We start from the raw sequence: 20,504 nt of genomic DNA, 5'->3' as shown, positions 1-20,504 counted from the left end.
CTATGTGTTAGCTTTCAGATTCTGAATGATCATGCAACACGCGGGGGAAGGCAACGGGGCTGCATAGCCCTAATGCTGTAGCCATTATAACAATACCAACAGCCATGGGCGGTAAAACAGAAAGTCCAGCTGTGTTCAGAATCATTCCGCCTGCGGCGGAACCAAACAAAATACCAACATTGCTGCTGGCGTTTACGGCCGCACCGGCAATATCAGCCGTTGTGGCGCGGCTACGGATAGCGCCAGACATAATAACCGGGATAAGGGCGGCATAACCGGCACACCATAGGCCAACAGCCGCAACCGCGCTCCATCCGCTAAGGAGAGAACCGCAGAGTGCACCCATGCCACATGCGGTAATCAGGCCAGCTACCAGCAGCCCAAGTGCCGGTTTGGAATCCACTATCTGTCCGGCAGCCCATAGCCCAAGAATACTCACGCCACCTGTAACCAGCAGGGCAATGCTGAGCGCGCTTTCTGGCAACCCATGAGACATGAGCAGAGGTGCAACATAGGTGTACAGAAGGTTATGCCCCAAAAAGAACAATGTATTTACGGTAATCACCACCGCAAAAACCCGAGCAACACCGGGGGTGCGAAATGAAGGGAGATGCACGGAACTGGAGGAAGCATTCACCTTGGGCAGAAAAAATGCGATGCACACGGTTAGAATGGCGGCTAAACCCGTAACCACCATCATGGAAACCCGCCAGCCTGCCAATTGCCCAATAGCAGCAGTGCCGGGAACCCCCAGAACAGACCCCAACGATGTGCCACCAAACACAAACGAAATGGCGCGTCCTGTCATGCGAGGGGGTACCAGATGCGCAGCATAGGCAGAAACAATGGACATCATAAGCGCATGGGCAGCCCCGCCCACGGCACGGCCCAAGCATAAAATGGCAAAGGTAGGAGCCAAAGCGGCAATCAGATTAGAGGCGATATAGCCAATCAGAGCCCAAAGCATGAGTGTCTTGCGGTTGATTCTGGCTGTAAGAATGGTAAGCGGCACCGCCGCCAGTGCCACAACCAGCGCATATGCGCTTACGGCCAGACCAGCTTTACCTTCCGTAATATGAAAGGAATTCGCCATATCTATCAGCAACCCTACAGGGGCAACTTCGCTGGTAATGGCCGTAAAAGTGGCGGCAAATAAGGCGCACAGCCCGATTATTGTCTGACCGGACAGGGTTTTGAAAAGCATGGGCTTTCTACTGATACAACTGAGGGTTTGAAGGATAATAGCCCTGCCGGTATGGAACTGAACCGGGTAGGAGGCCATTATGCGCTGGGGTGTATAGACCTCTTTTTTCTTGCATGGCAGTACATAAAATGGTGTCAGCAAAAAAAATCCGGACAAAGGCTCCATGGTGGATGTCTGCCCGTTCTGCTTGAGAGATGTAGATGTCAGAAAAAGAAATACGCACGCAGCTGTTGGTGGCCGGGAAATGGCAAGATGCGGCAGATGGTCGCACCATTCCGGTAACCAATCCGGCTACGGGCCAGATTATTGGGCAGGTTGCTCATGCCTCCAAAACTGATCTGGAAAAAGTGGTTGCGGGTGCGCAGGCGGGTTACGAAGCATGGCGTAACCTTACTGCGTGGGATCGCTTTGTGATTATGCGCAAGGCGGCAGATATGCTGCGTGAACGGGCAGAGCAGATTGGCCGTATTATGAGCGAAGAGCAGGGTAAGCCCCTTGCTCAAGCGATTATTGAAATTCAGGGTGCGGCTGGTGTTATTGAATATTTTGGTGAAGAAGGCCGTCGCCTAAATGATGAATTGGTGCCCCCGCGCGCCCCTTATGTAGAACAGCGTGTAATGCACCGCCCTGTAGGTGTTGTGGCTGCCTTTACGCCGTGGAACTTCCCCATCAACCAGATTGCACGCAAGTTGGGTGCTGCCTTGGGTGCCGGGTGTGGGGTTATTGTAAAGGCTCCGGAAGATACGCCAGCTTCTCCGGCAGAACTGATCCGGTGTTTTTGTGATGCCGGTATTCCGGCAGGTGCGGTTTCTCTGGTGTATGGTGTGCCAGCGGAAATTTCTGAGTATCTGATTGCGCATCCGGTTGTGCGCAAGATTTCCTTTACGGGGTCTACGCCTGTCGGTAAGCATCTGGCCGCATTGGCTGGCGCGCAGATGAAGCCGGTCACTATGGAACTGGGTGGCCATGGCCCGGTTATTGTGTGCCCGGATGCAGATATGGATGCCGCAGCCGAACGTTTGGCAGCCGCCAAGTTCCGTAATGCCGGGCAAGTGTGCATTGCTCCCACACGTTTCCTTTTACACAAGGAAATTGCAGCGCCCTTTATTGAAAAATTCAAAGCCCAGATGAGCGCGCTTAAGATTGGCAATGGTCTGGATGAAGGCGTTACCATGGGGCCATTGGTGAATGAGCGCCGCGTAAAAGCATTGACCGAACTGGTGGATGATGCCCGCCAGAAAGGCGCTGAACTTTGGCAGCCTGATATTTCCATGCCGAATGATGGGTGCTTCTTCCCACCCACATTGGTGCTGAAGCCAACGCTGGAAATGCGGGTTATGCAGGAAGAGCCCTTTGGCCCGATTGCCATTATGGATGAGTATTCTGATCTGGCGGACGCCGTAAAGGAAGCCAACCGCCTACCATATGGCTTAGCGGCTTATGTTTACACGCGTTGTGAACGCACGGAGCGCCTGCTGGGTGAAAAGCTGGAAGCCGGGATGGTTGCTGTCAATCACCATGGTATTGGCGTGCCAGAAGTGCCGTTTGGTGGCATGAAAGATTCTGGTTATGGCACGGAAGGTGGGCCAGAAGCTTTGAAGGCACATACCATTACACGTCTGGTATCCGCTCTTCATGAAAAGCCTTCTTTCTAACGCTTCAGTTTTTTTCTGAAGATCATGTAAAAAAGGGCGGAGGGGTTTAAACCTCTCCGCCCTTTTTGGTGTGTGGTCTTATCAGCCTATGTATGGTGTGGCTGTCATTTGTCTTTATGGAACTGTGCAACCTGATCTGCTGTTACGTGCTGGTCTCCGCTGCCAAAGGTTGCCATCACATAATTCACGATCTTTGCAATTTCAGCATCGTTCAGACGCTGCACGTCTGAATGACCGCTAAAGTCTGGCATAGATACATTGCCTGCTTCGGTTTTGCGTTGCACCCCGTGCAGAATGGTCATGATCAGGTTATCTGGCCGTGCGCTGCCCACGGTTGAGTTATGGAACAATGAAGGTGCGTATTGATCCTTCGTGCCCGTACCAGTCTGGCCATGGCAGGCCGCGCAGTTGGCATCGTATGCGTGCTGTCCGTCCATTTCGGTCAGATCATCAATTCGGGTTGGGGCACTCTGGCGGATATCCAGTGCTTCTATAGCTTGGCCAAAGCTATCTCGTGCCTGATGTTCCATATCATCGTCCATAGCTGGAACCTGGTGAATATAAGTAGCTATGGCGTGCAGATCCTGATCTGTCAGGTGGCTGGTGCTGTGTTCCACAGCTTCTGCCATGGGGCCTGCGGCTTGAGCATGACCATTGGCATGGCCTGTTTTCAGGTAGGCGACAATATCCTCTTCGCTCCAGTTGCCTATACCGCCGGTTTTGCTGGTGGTGATGTTGGGGGCGTACCATCCATCAAGCGACGTGCCAGCCAGATATCTGTCCTGCTTTTCACTGAGCATGAAGTTACGCGGCGTATGGCAGGTGCCGCAATGTTCCAGCGCATTGGTAAGATACTTGCCGCGGCGTAGCGGATCATATGTGCTGGAATCTCCGCTTTCTGGCTCTTCCTTGGTGGTTACAAAGTTCCAGGCCGCCATTGCGCTGCGCATATTGGCAGGAAACACCAGCGTTGTTTCTGCCGGGGTGCTGGCAACTGGTTTTACGCTGTGCATGAACCACATATAAAGCGCATGCACATCCTGATCTGTCATGCCTGCGTAAGAAACATAAGGCATAACAGGGTACAGGTAAGCGCCATCTTTGCGTACGCCATGGCGTACGGCTTGTTCAAAGTCTTGCTCTGTGTATTTGCCAATGCCGCGCTCTGGATCTGGCGTAATGTTGGTGGAAATTACATCACCCATAGGTGTTGCAATTTTTAGGCCACCAGCAAATGGCTGCGAACCGGGCTTGGTGTGACAGGCAATACAATCTGATGCAGTGGCAATATAAGCACCACGATCCAGAACAGCCTGATCCGGGGCTGCATCTTCTGCATGGACAGGTGGCTGGGTAAGAGCGCAAACACCAAGCACCGTGCCTGCCGAAAGAAGGGTGCGCAAGGTTTTGGAAAAATCAGGCATGAGCAAGTTCTTTTTTCAGCGTATCGGCAACACGTAGCGCCAAGGCAGCTACAGTCAAGGTGATGTTGCCGGTGCCAACGGTTGAGAAAACCGAGGAACTGGCAATAAACAGATTGTCATGATCATGCGTTCGGCAATGGCCATCCACCACGGAATCCTTGGGATCTGCGCCCATAATGGTGCTGCCTGCGGGATGATCCTGCGGGAAGTAGCCCGGAGTCCACTGTTCATCCGTACCGTGCATCAGTTTGATTAGGTCGCGGAAAACATAGCGTGTGTGTTCACAACTGCGCACAGTGTATTCGGGCAGCTTATAGTACACTTCTGGGTGCGGAATCCCCAGAATGTCCTTATGATCTTTGCTGAGTGTCAGACGGTTGTTGGGATCTGGCAGAGCTTCGTTATGGCTGAACAGCCGCACAGTGTGTGAAGCTAGGTAACGAATCTGTTCTTCCAGTTCCCGGCCAACGTACCCTTTGGAAATAGCTAACTGGGTAGCCAGATCCACTTGGTTATCATCCACCATGTGCACAAGGTAGGCCCCACGGTCTGAGCGCCAGTTTCCATCACGGAAATTGTCGATCACGTTGGTTTCCAGCGGCCCACGGCCCGGCCACAAGGCTTGATCGCCACTGATGAAGGTAACCTGTACACCGGTATGATCCATCATGTTGCGGCCTACATGGCCGGAACTGTTGGCAACACCATCCGGGCTTTGTTCATCAGCAGAAAGCAGCAGCAGTTTAGCTGTTTCAATGCAGTGCGCAGCAATAACAAAATATTTGCCCGTAACGCGGTGTGACCCTTTGTCGGGGTCAAAGTAATGCACGGCGGTTACGCGCTTGTTCGCGCTGTCTCGCTCAATCTTATACACCACAGCGTTGGGGATAAACTTAGCCCCGGCAGCTTCTGCATGGTAAACGGAATAGCTACCGTTATACATGGCCCCAATAGGGCAGATGGGCATGCAGTTATTATGCCCTTCACACGTTGGGCGGCTATCATACGGGCGAGTGTTACGTGCTTGTGGTTCGTGCACCACGCGCCACGGCGTTTTTTCCTGAATCAGTTTGCGGAATTGTTGTGCAGCGTAGGAAATGGGCAGTGCATCCATAGGATATGGCTGCCTGCGAGGAGACCCAAGATCTTCTACCGCAGGATCTGGCCCGCAAACCCCCATCATGACTTCTGCCTGATAGTAAAAGGGTTCCAGATCATCGTAAGTCAAGGCCCAATCGCGGCCCTGACCGTAACGTGTTTTGAGTTCAAAGTCTGATGGTAGGTAACGCCATGCGCACCCAGCCCAGTGCCATGTGGTACCGCCCATCATACGTAAGTAAACCTGCTGATAGGCTTCGGCATTTGGGCCGGAGGTATGCAGATACTCGTTAGGGGTTTGCTGATCAGGCGGATGCCGTGCCCAAGGTACAGCCGGGAATGGCCCCTGATAAGAGGGTTTGTTTTCCAGATTGCGGAAGTTTTCTACAAAATGCTGGCGGTCAACACGTGGGCCAGCTTCCAGCACAATGACGGAAATACCGGCGCGCGCCAGTTCGTTGGCAATAGAACTACCTGCAACGCCTGATCCTACGATCACAACGTCGGCTGAAAGATTTTCTTCGGAGGGCATAAAGCGGGGTATCCCGTAAGATCAGGTCGGTTCGATAACAAGGGCGGAAGCAGAAAGTGCAGGGTGCCCTTTTGGGCGTGCAACTTCTGGTGGCTTGCTTGTCCAGTAGAATGGGCCGCCTGTTGCATAGGTTTTGGGGTAAACGGCATCCTTGGTGATGTCGAACATCAGGGCGGAGCGGTAAACCACCACTTTGCCATCCGCAATACCTCGGTACCAGCCGGTTAGAATTTCGTGGATGACATTTTTAAGTTTGGGATCAGATTTTTCTGCTGCATGAGCAAAGGCAGATGCCGTCGTAAATTTTTCTCGCTCTAGTAGAGTATGCAGGGCGTTAAGTTTATCCTGTCGATCGGCATTGGCATGCACGATATTGGCATATAGGGCCGCACCAATCTGGGGGTTTAGCGTATCTCTATCTGTCAGTCGCTGGGATATCTGCATAAAGTGAGAGAGGTCTTCAGTGTTTGGTGTAGTAGGCGCGGTATTAGCAAGCGCCGCACCTGTTGTGCCTGCAACAGAAAGACCAATACCACCTAAAAGCACATCCCGACGGGACATGCGCAACAGTTTATTCAGGCGCATGGCGTTAGGAGATGAACACCACTCCGCCACAGGCTGCCCCTCGTGCGTTTGTCTCATTCTTCGGATTCTCCCTACAAAACCGGGCTCCGCCTTGTCAGAATGAAACATTGCGGAGAATATCGAGTTCAAAATTACGGGTAGTTTTATAGGGACGGCCTGAGCTTGCAAGCTGTTGTAATGGAATAATAGGTTATTTCATGCTTCGTTGAAGCAGGTATGCTTAGGGGTTAATGTGGCAGTTGTTGCCTATACGGCCATGAAATGGCTGCCAGGTATCTGTTCTACCAAAGAGCTCCAAACCTAAAAAACCATGCAGTTTCAGGGCACCATCGTCCGCTATCCATATAATGGCATCGTAAGTATTTTTGCTCTGAGGATCAAAGATATGACCTTTCCAGTGGTCATGCCGGTCTTCCATGGGATGGAAGCCTTTGAGCATCTGAAGGTTACATTCTGTTTTTCTACGGCCAGAAGCTTCTTCATCTTGCGTTAGGTTTAACCCTACAAGGTTCCCACACATTTTATCGCCACAGGTGTGGATATTGAATACGCCTTTACCGTCTTCCGTAATCCATTGTCCGGTTATGGCTGGTGTGGAGGCGCTTTCTGCATGAGCGTTGGAGGGTATATTGCTCCATGCAAGAAGCAGTGCTGTTAAAAATGAGCTAAAGGCATGTTTATGCATGTTACTGCCTGTTTTGCCGCTGCCGGTTCATCCCGCCCGGTATGATGTGCCTGATGGAGGCAGGTCTCCTGGCTTGGGGATATGGTATGTTAGACCTTTTACCTTCCCAGCCGTGTTTATCGGCCAGTGGCTAGCCGTGACCGGCAGCAGGTCAAACCTCCCCTTACAGTTGCGGGAGCAGCTGCCGACTATAAAGATTCTGCTTCAATTTAAGGCAGAAATCCGTACACGGCATTCCCTTTCAAGCCGCTTGCGCAGCACCATCCATCTGTTCGAATATATATTCTAGCAATAAGCAGGTTTGGTGCCAGTATGAGAAAAGCAAGGCAGGTGAGATGTTTTTGCGCCTCGCTTTGCCTTACAGGGCAGCAATAACCTTAAGCCCTGCCAGAATAGCATTGGGAATAACCGAGGTTTCTCCGGGGCGCATCATGTACTCAAACTCGGATGTAATAACCAAGCCCGGTGTGACAGGAATGCCGTAATATGCTTCCAGAATTGCAGAATGTGTTTGTGGCCCATTGATATAGGGGCCAAGGGGAACGCCCGCAGCTTCCTGCATACGTTGCCCATAGGCCAAGCGTGGGCTGAGTTGGTAATAGGAATACATGACGCCCAGACGATCCAAAGGCCGGTGGGGGATAATACCCAAAAGGGAAGCCCCTGCGTAGAACTCGTTTGAGAATGTGGAGTTACTTGGCGTGTTATGAATGAAGCCAGCTAGCACATATCCGCCAGCCATCTGATGTTCGCCATGGCTGCGATACACCATCTGGTCTGCCTCTATATAAAATGTATCACGCGGTTTGAGTTTGTGCGGATGCACAGAGCCCGCAAAAGCAGCGGGAATGGTGCCAACCATATCGGGGTAAGGAGACGTGTCATGCCCAAAACCGATTTTGTAATGGCCCGGAAGCTTGCGCGTGCCAAAAAACGGTTCCCACGTTAACTCAATGGGAGTTTGAATACCTGTATAAGGCTCATCGCCCCATGCCCAACCTGTATTGTCACGTGCTTTGGGGCCTATGCGATAAATACCAGTGCGCAGGATAAGATCATGTGTTGGCCGAAAGCGCACTGTGCCTCCCCATGATGTTTTGGGGTAAACGCTCCAACCTGCCGGTTCTCGTATAGCCATGGGTGCAGAGCACATGGTCATGAATGTGCACAGTAAAATAGAAGTAGAATAGGTATGTGTAAGTGAAATGCGTCCGACATTGATATTGATACGGTTGTGGAGAAAAGATTTTTCTAGATACAGATCGGCAAGGCGGGCTGCTGCGGGGCCGTGAATACTCCATACTTCTGTAAGAAGTACATTTCTTTCCCCAACATGATCCCAGCCGACTTGTCGGCCTTCACGGTTCATAACAATACCATGCAGGTACCACCCTTGTAGCGGATTCCAACCGGTAAGCTTGCCGAGATCAAACAACATGCTGGCACGAATTTCATGCGTATAATCCATACCTTTTGAAAGACCGCCAGCAAGATTGGCTATACCTTCACCTTTATATGTTAACTCAAAGGTAAAGCCGCGTTCGCTTAGTCTGTCGCGCCAAGGTTTAAGGCCCGGAGCCAGATTGCCAAAGGCCTGTTCAGCAACAAAATACCCCGCACTGATATCCTGCCTGCGTAACGCTGTATTATTATGGTTTAACAGGTAGGAAAGGCTTTCAGTATCAAACAGGGCGTCCAGACGTTCTTCAGCTATCGGGCGTTTGTGTTTTTTTGGTATCTCGGCGTTAACGATAGGTTTTGAAGAAAATTCAGGTTTCTCAAAAGACTTGGTGGTTTCATTCTGTTGAGCGCGCGCAGAGGTAGCGTGAAAAGCAATATCAAATGTGAAAAGAACTGTCCCGATATAAAGCAAGCGAAGAATGGATAAACACTCTTGCTGGTAGCGTGATGTTTTTTGTTCTGAATTTGAAATGATATAAGTTGAGGGCATTGCCCGATCCTCATGGCGCAAGAACGGCCATTGCGTACAAGTAGCATGCAGCAACGGCGCATCTCTGAAACAAGGGGAAAGAAATACAAAGATTAAAGGGAAAGGCGGCTGGGTGCTTTCTCTTTAAAAAATAGATTTTGTAATTTTAGCAAACATTTTTTAGATCTCACGTTTCTTTTTGTTTTTATTATCGCATATTATGGAAATTAAATTACAATCAAAAAGATTCAAGGATTTTTTTCTGTTATAACGAATACTCAAGAAAAAGTTTACAAAATTACACTGTTACAACAAGGTTTATTCTCAATTACAAATACAAGAAATCCGTAGGCAGCCAGAGGAGCTACCTACGTAAAAGAGGTATCAGACTGAAGGTGTTTTTGTAATTTGTGGTTGCGTGTGCAAGGCCTCATGAAGTTGCGTATCATCCAACGCATTTTCCCAGCGTGAGACAACAATAGCAGCAACAGCATTACCAACCAGATTGGTAAGGGAACGACATTCAGACATAAAACGATCAATACCCAGAATAAGCGCCATGCCACCCACAGGCACGCTGGGTACAACAGAAAGTGTGGCAGCCAGAGTAATAAAACCAGCGCCTGTTACACCAGCAGCACCTTTGGAACTCACCATAGCGACTAGCAGCAGGGCAAGTTGTTCCTGAAAGCTTAGGTGCACATCAGTTGCCTGCGCAATAAACAGCGCAGCAAGAGTCATGTAAATATTGGTGCCATCCAGATTAAAAGAATAGCCCATGGGCACAACTAACCCTACAATCCCTTGGGAGCAGCCAGCCCTTTCCAATTTGGCAATCAAACCGGGTAGGGCGGATTCAGAAGAACTGGTGCCCAACACAATCAGCAGCTCTTCTTTTAGAAAGACCAAGAGCCGCAGAATGCTAAAACCAGCTAATCGTGCCACAACACCCAGAACAACGCCTACAAACAGAATGGCTGTAAGATAGAATGTTAGCACCAAGGCAAGTAGGTGCAGAATGGAATGCAGGCCAAACTTACCTACGGTAAAAGCCATGGCACCAAAAGCCCCAACAGGTGCCAGATACATCACCAAACGTACAACCCCAAAAACAAGTTCTGTCAGGCTGTAAAACAGATTAAGGACGGCTTCCCCCGCTTTACCCATTTTGGCCAGACTGATGCCAAACAGGATGGCAACCAGCAGAACCTGCAGAATTTCACCCGATGTAAATGCTCCGGCGGTTGTGGAAGGAATGATCTGCAACAAAAAATCTGCAAAGGAATGATGCTGCGCGGCAGCACTTACAAACTGTGTAACAGAACTTGTATCAAGGCTTTCGGGGCGAATGTGCAGCCCAGCACCGGGTTGCAGAACGTTAGCCACAAGCATGCCAATGGCGAGTGCCAAAGTAGAAAAACACAAAAAATACAGCATGGCTTTGCCAGCTACGCGGCCAGTTTGCTTAAGGTCTGCCATGCCAGCAATGCCTGTGCACACGGTTAGAAAAATAACAGGTGCAATGACCATTTTGATAAGTTTAACAAACCCATCTCCCAGCGGTTTAAGTGCGGTGGCAACAGAGGGGAACATTGCACCCACGGCAATGCCTGCACCCACAGCCACCAGAACCTGAAGGTAAAGGAAGCGTTGGTGTGAACTGGAAAGGGGAGCAGATGATGGAAGCACGCCTAAAAATCTTTCTGTTCTTGTTTTTGTGCCTGTGGTGCATCCTGATGGAATATATAGTGTTATATCAAGAATATACGCGCAGACTCACGTAGGGTAACGCGTGTTTATATCGTTTGGGAAGAGAGGGTATATCTCTTTTTCTTGAGTTTTCTAGGCGTAAACAATGTGGAAGATGAATATTCAGGCATAAAGTCCTAGATTATAGAGGTATAATTACATGGATGTAATGATACGGGGTTTGACCATATTTTTATTGTGAATGTTAGACATTCAGTGTGGGTAAGGGGCTGCGCGTGCTGAGGCTGCATTGGGCAATCTGGCTCCTGTGTTCACATGAAAATGGTAGGTCAATACCAGAATAACCTTCATCTTCACGGAGGAAGAAGGAGCCATGATCTTATCCTTTCATGCGGTAAAGAACTGGCTCAAGCCAATGGTGCGTAAGGCGCGCCGGTAAGCAATGGAACTGCGATCTGCCACCACATGTACTTCCAAAGAAGGGTCAAGCGGTAGGTTTTCGGGTTTCTGGGCTTCTACCAAGGCGCGGTCTTCCTCAAAAACTTTCAGGTTGAAATCATAAACATCCTGCAAAGGTAGGTCGGTATCAAAGTTACGACACATGGGTGCAAACATGCGCGTTTTCTTGGCGGAAACAGGGGACGCTGCATTCATGATGACCAGCCTGCCGTTATCGGGAAAATGAATTTCCAGCGTGGCCGTAAAAGGAACATGCACCCGAAAATGGCGCAGCCATTCAAAATCTGGTCGGCCGCGTTCTGATTGTCCAATAGGGTAGTTGCCGACATTGCTGCGATATTCTGCCTCAAATCCATAGGGCGTCATTTTGGGCATGTATGCTGGCACTATAGGGTTGTCTGGGTCAGCAAAAGTTTCTGTATGCACAAATGCAAAATGAGCAACGTCTATAAAGCCCTCAACCTGCCGCCCTGCAAAACCGGCAATGTCTATCCAAGGGCAGTTGATGTGTTGGAAACCTGCTTCATCCCAATGTGGCATGGACGGAAGAGATATTTCTGCATTTTCCTGGGGACGTAGGCACGTCCAGATCAAGCCATATCTTTCTACCACAGGATAAGTCCGCAGGTTCAGGCGGGAAGGAATGGCGTTATTCGGGTGGGCGGGAACACGTACACATCGGCCTTGATGGCCAAATTGGAAGCCATGATAGGCGCAAGCAACTGTTTGGCCGTTACCCTTACCCATGCTGAGTGGCACGCCACGATGCGGGCACAGGTCATCTGCTACAACAATTTCTTCTCCAGCCCGATAAACAACCAAAGGTGCATCAAGTAGCGTTACGCCTAAGGGCTTGTCTTCCAGTTCACGCACAAGGGCAATGGGATGCCAGTATGAGGCCAGAATAAGCCAGTCATCAGCATCAAAACTGAGCTTGCGGGGGAGTTTGGTGTCGGCGGGGCGGGCGCAGGCTGGGGATGTCACAGCTTAATCTCCTGAATAGGGAATGTTTCTCGTTCCTTTAGGAGACAGTGTTTCATTAAGCGTATATTATCGGATATATCTATTTCATGCAGTATCCATTCTCAAACTGAGAACAGGTCAATGAATCCCTTTTCGCGCTTTTTGATCTATTTTTTGGCTGTGGCACGGCATGGCTCCATACGTAAAGCATCGGAAGATCTGCATATTGCGACCTCTGCAATTGATAGACATATCCTTTTGGGAGAGCAGGCTCTTCAAACACCGTTATTTGAGCGCCTTTCTTCCGGTATGCGTTTAACTGCGGTGGGAGAGTTATTTTATGCGCATGCCAGCCGGTGGACGAAGGATTTTGAAAGCCTGAACCGCCAGATTGATGATTTAAAGGGTATGCGCCGTGGACGTATAGATATTTTGGCCCCAGAGGCTTTGGCGCGCGTATTTTTACCCAGCATTGCTGCGCGCCTAAAAGAACAATATCCCGGAATTGTTCTGAACATCCATATCCATGATAATGCAGAATTGGGGGAACGTCTTTTTGCAGGAGAAGGAGATCTAGCATTTTTGTTAGACCCCGCAGATTTGCGAGACTTGCAGGTGCGTTCAATGCTTTCTTTTCCACTTGGCGTGGTAAGCCTGCCGCAGCATCCAGTCACTCAGCACTCTTCAGCTCGGTTTTCAGTTTGTGCAGAATATCCAGTGATTGTGCCAGAAGAACCATTGGCCCTTTCGTCTGTTTTTAGAAAACTGGAGGCAGATACTTTGGTGAACCCGAATGTGATTTCCGGGGCAAATAATGTGCAGATGATAAAGTCTTTGGTTAAGGCTGGACTGGGGATTACTATTCTCAGTTATCTGGATGTGATGGATGAGGTTCAAAATGGAGACATGGCCTTTACCCCGCTGGCAGGGGCGCATGTTTCTCCTTTGCGGTTGGCGCTTGCGCATGATCGTGCGCGCCCTTTATCTGTCGTAGCACGGCGCGTTGCAGACAGCGTAGAGGCAGAATGGGCGCTCTTGCGCCAGAAAATAGGATAAGGATCGTATTTTCTTAACACACTGAACAGGTATTGAAAGATGATTATTAAAGAAGTGATTTTTAATCCTGTATGTGTTCCATATAAAATTCTATTGGCACGGTGAGGGTAATGGAATCGCCTGCCACGCTTTCGGGTGGACTAGGTAACGGCTCTGCACGATGCACTAATGCCAAGGCTTCGCTATCCAATAATGAATGGCCAGAGCTTTTTTCAATATGTACCGAAAGTACATGTCCTTTTCGGTCCATGGTAAAATGTAGCCTGGGCGCACCTTCCTGATGAGCAGACATAGCTTCTGCAGGGTAACGTTTATATTTCTCCAGCCGCGCCAGCAAAGCCCCTTGCCATGTGGCTGGACTTTGGGAAACGTGAGAAGAAGATGACCCATCAATAGGCGCTGTCTGTGTTCGGTTTGGTGGCGCTTTGGAGGATGGGGGATCTGTTGTTTTTTCCGCCGGTAGTGTTTTGTCAGGATTTGGTTTTTTAAGATTTACGGTAGGTTTGTGTTTTTTTATAATTTTACGCAGTTTTTCGGGTTTGGGAACTGGAAGGGGTGGATGTGGGGCAGGCGCGGGAGGAGCCCCCAGTTTAGCGGGATCAACAGGAGAAGGAACTGATTCCGAAATTGTTTGGTGAGGGGTAGGTGGTGTATCTGTGGGTGGAGAAGGGATTGCAACAGGTTCTGGCGCCATATCAATAGCAATAGCCGCTGGCGGGGCCTCCGGTATAGGCGGAATTGTATGAGGTATGTGCAGGAAAGATAAAGTGGCAATTCCTGCTGATGATATAACAATCAAAAAAGACATGCCCCAACGGAAAGTATCTTCTTTTCTGGTTCTGCGTGTTTGGTGAATTTTCCAATCGGAAAAAGATGTTGTTGCGCTCATTGTTCGGTCTTTGCGGCTGGAGCAGAGCCATCTGCCTGATCTTGCAAATTAACAAGAGCAACCTTGAGATAACCAGCAGAACGAAGCCTATCCATCACACTCATCAGTGTGCCGTAATCTATCGTTTTGTCTGCACGCAGGAAAATGCGTTCATCCTTGTTGCCCTTGGTTGCTATTTCTAACGCTTTTGGCAGGTTGTCGGTTGAGATACTCTCTTCACCAAGTGTCAGTGCATGATCTGCATTTACAGTTAAAAAAACTGGATTCTCTGGGCGTGGAGCTGGTTTTTCCGTTGATGAAGGAAGATCTACAGGCACGTTTACTGTGGTAAGGGGGGCTGTTACCATGAAAATTACCAAAAGCACCAACATGACATCAATGAAAGGCGTTACATTGATCTCGCTTGCTTCATGCGGGTTTTCATCAGCATGTTGGATACGGCGCATATGGTTTATTCCCCAACCATACGGTTGATATCAAAGGGAGTAATCTGGGCGCTTGTTGCAAGTTTGTGCGTGCGGCCAAGATCACGAGAAACCAAGCGCATTACAAGGGATGTCAGATCTGCCACTTGTGCCCTGCAGGATGCAGATTGGCGTGCAAGATGGTTGTAGATCACCACGGCAGGAATGGCGGCCACAAGCCCAAGTGCAGTGGCCAATAGGGCTTCTGCAATACCTGGGGCGACCACAGCAAGGCTGGTGGCTTTACTGGCGGCAATGCCTGTAAAAGATGTCATAATGCCCCACACAGTGCCAAATAGTCCAATAAAGGGTGATGTTGCACCAATGGTGGCCAATAAGCCTGTGCCGCGCATCAGGCGGCGCCCTTCAGCAGCTTCCAGACGCTCTAAATGTAAAACAATACGTTCCTTAAGTCCTTCGTTATCATTGGGAATATCGTAAGAAACAGCTTTTTCAGTTTCCGCAGCCATAACCAGTGTGTGGGCAATACTGTTTGGGCGTGTGCTTCTTTCTCCCAAAGCCAATGTGTCGGCTTCTTCCAGCATTTTTTCTGCTGTTTTTAGCTTTCTGCGAACACTTAAAAACTCAACAGATTTGGCGATAAAAATGGTCCATGTCAGAAGCGAGGCAAGAGCCAGAAGTATCATGACACATTGCACGACAGAGCCTGCGTTCAGGAACATCTCCCATGGAGAGAAAGAAAGCGGAATCTGATTAGATGATTCTGATAAGGGCATAAGATACCAAGTGCTTTCGCAAATACAGATAATGAAGCGACGCACGGAAGAACCTATAGGGAACAACCAATGGTGTAATTAGAAAAAGGTGCCCTATGCTTTCTCACGCGCGGCATATCTCAAACAGCAAATAACAAAGAGCCCACGAATACGCAAGTGAGAATCACTATCATCTGAGCGTGAATGTCCTAATGTTTTGCAAAGTGTCTGTATGATTCAGATGGTTAAATGTCTTTATGTAAACAGTGATATCTGGCTAACAGATTGAAAAATTAAAATTTATTTTACAAATTTTAGTTCATAGATATTTTTGGTCACTGTAACAGTCTGTTGCAGCAAACACACACCCATACGATTTGATAATCATTTGCTTCTGAATATAAGCATTATTATCAACTATACGTTTCGTCCCTATTACCTCATTAAGGTGAACCAGAAGCTAGGGTTCACCAAGAGTGCGGTAAATGAGTCGATCAGATTTGTTTCACCCGAGTTCACAAGGCAAGGGTCTGCGCGTGGCTGTTGCTTTGGGTGTATCTGTGGGATTGGGTGTTACAGAAAGCAAAGCGCTGGCAGAAGATGCAGCGCAATCGCCTCAGCCTGTCCGATCTGCTATGCAGTGATGCAGATGGGGCGACCAGTCTTTGTGGTTGCCAAATTACCTGCAAATCATGCCTTGATCCTCAGTTATAAACGCATTCTGGGGCGGTCATATACGAATTTTAGGCAGTCATTTGGTTGAACGATGTCAGCTTTTTGTCATGGTGGCGTTAGGTGAAACAAGTATGGCATCCGGGCTCTACATAGCGCGTGCGGCACAATGGACAATGCCAATATTACTGGGCTTCTTTATTTTTCTTGGCTTGGGGCAGACGCTGCCATCACTTGTATTATGTTGTGTTGGCACGCTTCTGTTGCTGAGTGTCGCTTGGAGTGTGGAAAGAAGCAATAGGGCCTAAATGTAAAGACTTATGAGAGTTTTTTTTCCAGTAAGATGTACTCATGCTGGGCCAGATTCTCTTTTATTGCATCAATGCTTCTGGAAGATCGTATTGCGTTTTTTGGAGGCATTGACGGATCGCAGCATGGAAGCAACGATTATGGGCTGCTGGCATCATCGGCGCAAAGTGTGTTTTGCACATGTTCTGCTTTTTCGATCTGCCGATTAATTTCCTCAGAAATGGGCTGATAGTAGAATATCCAGTGATTTCAGATCACGGTGACCAGTTGCGCGTTTGAGATCCAACGGGTTTGGCAGTAATTGGGCAAGATGATTGTTCGTTGGGTTCAAACAGTCTACGGGCATCGCGGCGCGTTATGGCAGGCTAATATATCAGTATTTCTTGCCAGCCGACCAACTCGTTTCAACCATCACTGAAATTAACTGATGACATGTTCTGGAAATTTCGATGATGATTATTTTTTTTAGCGTGAGATATGATACGAGAAACAGTTCCTGAATTTATGCCAAAAGTTTTTGCAATTTTTTCTAGCGTTTCGCCATTTTTGCGTTTTTGGATAATTTCTATGCGTTGGATATCTGTAATGCGCCGAGGGCGCCCCATTTTCTTTCCCTGAGCTATCGCTCTTGCGCGACCTTCTGAGGTGCGAGTGCGGATGAGATCTCTTTCTACATCAGCTAAACCGCCGAGAACAGCTAGCATAAGCCGTCCGGTGCTGGTACTTGTGTCGGTCCAAGGTTCAGCCAAAGAGTAAAACTGAGCTTTTTTATCGGTAATACTTTTAACTATAGCGAATAGATCAAATGTGCTGCGAGCCAGCCGATCAATGCGTGTGACCACAATGGACTGTCCTTCCCTCAGATTTTCAATGAGCTTGCGTAGTTCTAGCCGATTGGTGTCGGCTCCACTTGCCTTTTCGCAATAAATCCGGTGGCATCCGTATTCCTTTAAGGTTTTAACTTGATGTTCTAGAGTCTGGCCTATCGTGCTAACGCGGGCATATCCGATTTTACGGTGCGATTTAGATATATTCATTAAAGCGTAAACTCCTGAAAAAACAAAAGAGTTCCTTGCTTTAATCTTAATTTTGGCAAGCTCAAATGTGTGGACTTGCCTAACGGGTACTACGCAACAATTACTACACGAGACAAATTGTTGGCACAACATAAAACTTTATATTGATAGTATTATACTAACATAATTTATTGCTAAAATTAAGATTTAGGAAAGTTTAAAGTAATGGCAGATTCACCCATAGATTTTAAAACAATCAATGATGATGCAATCGCTACTGGAAGCGGTACATCATCTGACAGCACCGCAACCAGTTTCCATCATCATGATATGTCTTGGCGCTGGGTTGGCGGCGCCACAGGTGATTGGAACGATCCCGCTAACTGGACACTTTACGATGGCACCAATAATCCAGTTACCACAGAAGGTTCCGTACCTCAGGCAGAACAAAATGCAGATGTTAGCCTGTCTCCGGCAAGTGGCGAAGATTCCGTTACAGTTGTTGTGAATGCGCCCGATTACAATCAGATTCGCAGCCTGAGCGTTTGGCAGAATGCAACACTAAAAGTGACGGCTCAGGCTGGTTCCAGTATTGATGGCAATGTTTTTGCTACTGCTGGTTTCGAAAACGATGGTACAATTATTATCGATACCCCATCGAAGGTAGATTTCGGTGGCGTTACCATGAATCGCGATGATGGCACCATCACCATCATGAATAACCATGGCAACGTAATTTTTGATGACAGCAATCTGAATAGTGGCGGCACGGTTAACCTTATCAACGCGTCCTTGGGGTCTGCTGGACAGCCTGTGTGGGTGAGCGGTGGAACCGTTAATCTGCAACAGAATAGCAGCATCTTTATGAATTCGGCTGAATCTATTGCAACCATCAATGTTGATCCGGCAACAGTAAATACGCTTTACGTGCAGGATAATGGTTTTCTGCATGGCGGGGCTGGCGCGACCAATGCTCAGAATGTTGTTATCAACGGTATTTCTGAAAACACACGCTTCGGTATTTCTGGTCTGGCGTCTGCGCCTACATCTGCAACGTATGCAGAGAATAAGGATGGTTCTTATACGTTGACTGTTGATATGGCAGATGGCAGCAATCTGACATACAGCAACCTGCATATGGCAGATGGTTATACACCGCCTGCTACAGCCACTATTGTGCAGGATACAGCAGCTTCTGGCTGGGATATTGAAGATACATCATCTGCTTCTGCTACAGGTGCTTATACAGACAACGCCTTGCACCAACAGCTAAGCGCCATTGCGACAAGCTCAACAAACGCTGGGGGAGATACCTCTCAGTATTCCAGTACGCCAACCAGCTATCACCAGCATGATATGTCTTGGCATTGGACGGGGACTACCAGTAGTGATTGGAATGATTCTTCCAACTGGGAGTTGCTTGATTCTACCGGCAATAAAGTTGATACATCCGATGCAAGTGTCTGGACGAGCAACCCTGTTCCGCAGAGCCAACAGAATGCGGATGTGAATATCAGTTGGGAGGGTAATACCACTACGCCGCAAACTGTGGTGGACAATGCTCCAGATTACAACCAGATCCGTAGCCTGAGTGTTTACAAAAACGGCACGCTTAAAATTACGGCGCAGGGTGATTCTCAATATGTTGGGAATGTTTTTGCAACGGCTGGTTTTGAAAATGACGGAACGATTATCATTGATACCCCATCCAATGTAGAACTGGGTGGTGTTACCGCCAATCGCAGTGATGGCACCATCACCATCATGAATAATCAAGGGCATGTAACCCTTGATAACGGTGTTTTGAATAATGGTGGCACGCTTAATCTGATCAATGCCTCTCTGGGTACGACAGATCAACCTGTATGGGTGCAGGGCGGCACTGTAAACATGCAGCAGAATAGCACATTGTTTGCAGAACCGGGCATTAGCTACTCGGACAAAACCACCATTAACGTTGATCCAAAGACTGTAAACACCATTTATATTGATGATAGTGGTGATAAAGGTGTTAATGGCAACGTTCTGGTTAATGGTATTTCCAAAAACACGCATTTTGGTATTTCCGGTTTAACAGCAGAACCAACTTCCGCAATTTACACGAATAATGGCGATGGCTCCTATACGCTCAATGTTCAGTTGGCAGATGGGAATGTCGTTCAGTATGCAGATGTTGTGCCTGCCAATGGCTACGAACCCCCAGCGACAGCATCTATTGTGCAAGATGGAACAACCGGCTGGTTGGTTGAAGATGAGACCGTCTGTTTTCTATCTGGCAGCATGATTCGCACAGCAAAAGGTGATGTTGCCGTAGAAGACGTTCAGATTGGTGATGAAGTTGTTGTCTTTGACTGGCAAAACAACCGTGAAATCAGCAGCCCAGTTGTTTGGGTTGGCAAATCCCACGCCACGGTGCGTGCTGGCCTAGCAGATGATGAAGCGGGTTATCCCGTGCGTATCCTCAAGGATGCCATTGCCGATGGCGTTCCGTATAAGGATATGCTGATCACGCCAGAACATTGCCTGTTCTTTGAGGACAAGTTTGTGCCGGTTCGTATGCTGGTAAATGGTGTTTCGATTTTCTTTGATAAATCCATCACATCTTACGATTACTACCACGTAGAAACGGCACAGCATTCTGTCATTACCGCTGATGGCATGTTGACGGAAAGCTATCTGGATACCGGAAACCGTCGTTCCTTCCATCAGGTCGGCAAGGTTGCAATCCTGAATGGCATGACACGCACATGGGTAGACAATGCAGCAGCTCCGCTATGTGTTGATCGGGCTTTCGTTGAACCTTTGTTCCGCCAGTTGGAATTACGGGAAAATAGCGTGAGTGGTACCCATGTGAGGGAAGTTATTGTAGCACAAACTACAGATCCTGATCTGCACCTTGTCACCCAAACGGGTGCAAGCATTCGGCCGATGCGTGTGCAAGATGACAAATATAGCTTCATGCTGCCACCGGGCACAAAGTGCGTGCGGATTGTTTCTCGCGCCAGCCGCCCGGCTGATGTCATTGGTCCGTTTGTAGATGATCGCCGCTATCTAGAGCAGTTCCACTGAATCCTGAATCGAGAGGTGACACTGAAGGCGTCTTGTGATTCACCGTTTTTCCTGATGGAGAGGGTGAT

Annotated in this window: 17 protein-coding genes and 1 riboswitch; of the genes, 4 read left to right on the top strand and 13 right to left on the bottom strand. The window is 48.6% G+C overall.

The features are described from left to right. Window positions 1–7 precede the first annotated feature (7 nt). Window positions 8–1,204, bottom strand: a complete 1,197-nt coding sequence (locus tag FKW19_RS02385) for an MFS transporter (RefSeq protein WP_089179960.1) — start codon at window positions 1,202–1,204, stop codon at window positions 8–10. A 200-nt stretch (window positions 1,205–1,404) separates the two neighbouring features. Between FKW19_RS02385 and FKW19_RS02380 the strand changes: the two genes are divergently transcribed. Further along, entirely contained in the window at window positions 1,405–2,859 is a 1,455-nt protein-coding gene (locus FKW19_RS02380; protein WP_089179531.1) for an NAD-dependent succinate-semialdehyde dehydrogenase, read from the top strand. 104 nt (window positions 2,860–2,963) lie between these two features. Here FKW19_RS02380 and FKW19_RS02375 read toward each other — a convergent pair whose 3' ends face one another. The 8 genes from FKW19_RS02375 to FKW19_RS02345 form a co-directional block, all read right to left on the bottom strand. Further along, entirely contained in the window at window positions 2,964–4,283 is a 1,320-nt protein-coding gene (locus FKW19_RS02375) for a cytochrome c (protein WP_063354580.1), read from the bottom strand. Then, window positions 4,276–5,913: a GMC family oxidoreductase gene (locus FKW19_RS02370; protein WP_089179530.1), complete on the bottom strand. Its 1,638-nt coding sequence runs from the start codon at window positions 5,911–5,913 to the stop codon at window positions 4,276–4,278. Before FKW19_RS02370 ends, FKW19_RS02375 begins: the two co-directional genes overlap by 8 nt. 21 nt (window positions 5,914–5,934) lie before the next feature. Next, complete coding sequence (locus tag FKW19_RS02365) at window positions 5,935–6,606, bottom strand: sorbitol dehydrogenase family protein (protein ID WP_089179529.1); 672 nt, start codon at window positions 6,604–6,606, stop codon at window positions 5,935–5,937. A gap of 112 nt (window positions 6,607–6,718) precedes the next feature. After that, on the bottom strand, window positions 6,719–7,183 hold the full coding sequence (locus FKW19_RS02360) for a DUF2147 domain-containing protein (protein ID WP_063354577.1): 465 nt from the start codon (window positions 7,181–7,183) through the stop codon (window positions 6,719–6,721). Window positions 7,184–7,223: 40 nt separating this feature from the next. Beyond that, window positions 7,224–7,463: riboswitch (cobalamin riboswitch) on the bottom strand. A 78-nt stretch (window positions 7,464–7,541) separates the two neighbouring features. Beyond that, entirely contained in the window at window positions 7,542–9,134 is a 1,593-nt protein-coding gene (locus tag FKW19_RS02355; RefSeq protein ID WP_089179528.1) for a carbohydrate porin, read from the bottom strand. A gap of 363 nt (window positions 9,135–9,497) precedes the next feature. Continuing rightward, window positions 9,498–10,802 carry a C4-dicarboxylate transporter DctA gene (dctA, locus tag FKW19_RS02350; protein WP_006117331.1) on the bottom strand — a complete coding sequence of 435 codons (1,305 nt, stop codon included), beginning with the start codon at window positions 10,800–10,802 and terminating at the stop codon, window positions 9,498–9,500. Window positions 10,803–11,075: 273 nt separating this feature from the next. Beyond that, window positions 11,076–11,198, bottom strand: coding sequence for a hypothetical protein (locus FKW19_RS15925; protein WP_255411708.1), 123 nt, complete (start codon window positions 11,196–11,198; stop codon window positions 11,076–11,078). A 12-nt stretch (window positions 11,199–11,210) separates the two neighbouring features. Beyond that, the gene (locus FKW19_RS02345) at window positions 11,211–12,266 is read right to left on the bottom strand and encodes an aromatic ring-hydroxylating dioxygenase subunit alpha (RefSeq protein ID WP_089179527.1); all 1,056 of its coding nucleotides are present in this window, start codon (window positions 12,264–12,266) and stop codon (window positions 11,211–11,213) included. Between the two features lie 120 nt (window positions 12,267–12,386). On the opposite strand from FKW19_RS02345, the gene FKW19_RS02340 reads away from it, so the two are divergent. Next, window positions 12,387–13,301: a LysR family transcriptional regulator gene (locus tag FKW19_RS02340; RefSeq protein WP_162870687.1), complete on the top strand. Its 915-nt coding sequence runs from the start codon at window positions 12,387–12,389 to the stop codon at window positions 13,299–13,301. Between the two features lie 61 nt (window positions 13,302–13,362). On the opposite strand, the gene FKW19_RS02335 is transcribed toward FKW19_RS02340, so the two are convergent. Genes FKW19_RS02335 through exbB form a run of 3 tightly spaced genes read right to left on the bottom strand, consistent with a single transcriptional unit; the run spans window position 13,363 to window position 15,391 of the window. Beyond that, window positions 13,363–14,190: an energy transducer TonB gene (locus FKW19_RS02335; RefSeq protein WP_089179525.1), complete on the bottom strand. Its 828-nt coding sequence runs from the start codon at window positions 14,188–14,190 to the stop codon at window positions 13,363–13,365. After that, the gene (gene exbD / locus FKW19_RS02330) at window positions 14,187–14,636 is read right to left on the bottom strand and encodes a TonB system transport protein ExbD (protein WP_089179524.1); all 450 of its coding nucleotides are present in this window, start codon (window positions 14,634–14,636) and stop codon (window positions 14,187–14,189) included. Before exbD ends, FKW19_RS02335 begins: the two co-directional genes overlap by 4 nt. 5 nt (window positions 14,637–14,641) lie before the next feature. Then, window positions 14,642–15,391 (bottom strand): tonB-system energizer ExbB, encoded by a 750-nt coding sequence (gene exbB, locus FKW19_RS02325; RefSeq protein ID WP_089179523.1) that lies wholly within the window; start codon window positions 15,389–15,391, stop codon window positions 14,642–14,644. 464 nt (window positions 15,392–15,855) lie between these two features. On the opposite strand from exbB, the gene FKW19_RS15310 reads away from it, so the two are divergent. Continuing rightward, on the top strand, window positions 15,856–16,014 hold the full coding sequence (locus tag FKW19_RS15310; RefSeq protein WP_162870671.1) for a hypothetical protein: 159 nt from the start codon (window positions 15,856–15,858) through the stop codon (window positions 16,012–16,014). Window positions 16,015–16,755: 741 nt separating this feature from the next. Here FKW19_RS15310 and FKW19_RS02315 read toward each other — a convergent pair. After that, window positions 16,756–17,388 (bottom strand): recombinase family protein, encoded by a 633-nt coding sequence (locus FKW19_RS02315; protein WP_089179522.1) that lies wholly within the window; start codon window positions 17,386–17,388, stop codon window positions 16,756–16,758. Between the two features lie 204 nt (window positions 17,389–17,592). On the opposite strand from FKW19_RS02315, the gene FKW19_RS02310 reads away from it, so the two are divergent. Further along, window positions 17,593–20,436: a Hint domain-containing protein gene (locus FKW19_RS02310; protein WP_238331255.1), complete on the top strand. Its 2,844-nt coding sequence runs from the start codon at window positions 17,593–17,595 to the stop codon at window positions 20,434–20,436. Window positions 20,437–20,504: the final 68 nt, after the last annotated feature.

Origin of the sequence: Acetobacter sp. DmW_125128 (genome assembly GCF_008704325.1) — a bacterium.
Taxonomy (GTDB): Bacteria; Pseudomonadota; Alphaproteobacteria; order Acetobacterales; family Acetobacteraceae; genus Acetobacter; species Acetobacter oryzifermentans.
Note: the sequence above shows the minus strand (reverse complement) of the source record. Positions and strands in the feature narration are given on the sequence as shown.

Coding starts and splice junctions, on each gene's coding strand:
- FKW19_RS02385 (WP_089179960.1), bottom strand. CDS start 1,204: ATGCTTTTCAAAACCCTGTCCGGTCAGACAATAATCGGGCTGTGCGCC.
- FKW19_RS02380 (WP_089179531.1), top strand. CDS start 1,405: ATGTCAGAAAAAGAAATACGCACGCAGCTGTTGGTGGCCGGGAAATGG.
- FKW19_RS02375 (WP_063354580.1), bottom strand. CDS start 4,283: ATGCCTGATTTTTCCAAAACCTTGCGCACCCTTCTTTCGGCAGGCACG.
- FKW19_RS02370 (WP_089179530.1), bottom strand. CDS start 5,913: ATGCCCTCCGAAGAAAATCTTTCAGCCGACGTTGTGATCGTAGGATCA.
- FKW19_RS02365 (WP_089179529.1), bottom strand. CDS start 6,606: ATGTTTCATTCTGACAAGGCGGAGCCCGGTTTTGTAGGGAGAATCCGA.
- FKW19_RS02360 (WP_063354577.1), bottom strand. CDS start 7,183: ATGCATAAACATGCCTTTAGCTCATTTTTAACAGCACTGCTTCTTGCA.
- FKW19_RS02355 (WP_089179528.1), bottom strand. CDS start 9,134: ATGCCCTCAACTTATATCATTTCAAATTCAGAACAAAAAACATCACGC.
- FKW19_RS15925 (WP_255411708.1), bottom strand. CDS start 11,198: ATGGCTCCTTCTTCCTCCGTGAAGATGAAGGTTATTCTGGTATTGACC.
- FKW19_RS02340 (WP_162870687.1), top strand. CDS start 12,387: ATGAATCCCTTTTCGCGCTTTTTGATCTATTTTTTGGCTGTGGCACGG.
- FKW19_RS02335 (WP_089179525.1), bottom strand. CDS start 14,190: ATGAGCGCAACAACATCTTTTTCCGATTGGAAAATTCACCAAACACGC.
- exbD (WP_089179524.1), bottom strand. CDS start 14,636: ATGCGCCGTATCCAACATGCTGATGAAAACCCGCATGAAGCAAGCGAG.
- exbB (WP_089179523.1), bottom strand. CDS start 15,391: ATGCCCTTATCAGAATCATCTAATCAGATTCCGCTTTCTTTCTCTCCA.
- FKW19_RS15310 (WP_162870671.1), top strand. CDS start 15,856: ATGAGTCGATCAGATTTGTTTCACCCGAGTTCACAAGGCAAGGGTCTG.
- FKW19_RS02315 (WP_089179522.1), bottom strand. CDS start 17,388: ATGAATATATCTAAATCGCACCGTAAAATCGGATATGCCCGCGTTAGC.
- FKW19_RS02310 (WP_238331255.1), top strand. CDS start 17,593: ATGGCAGATTCACCCATAGATTTTAAAACAATCAATGATGATGCAATC.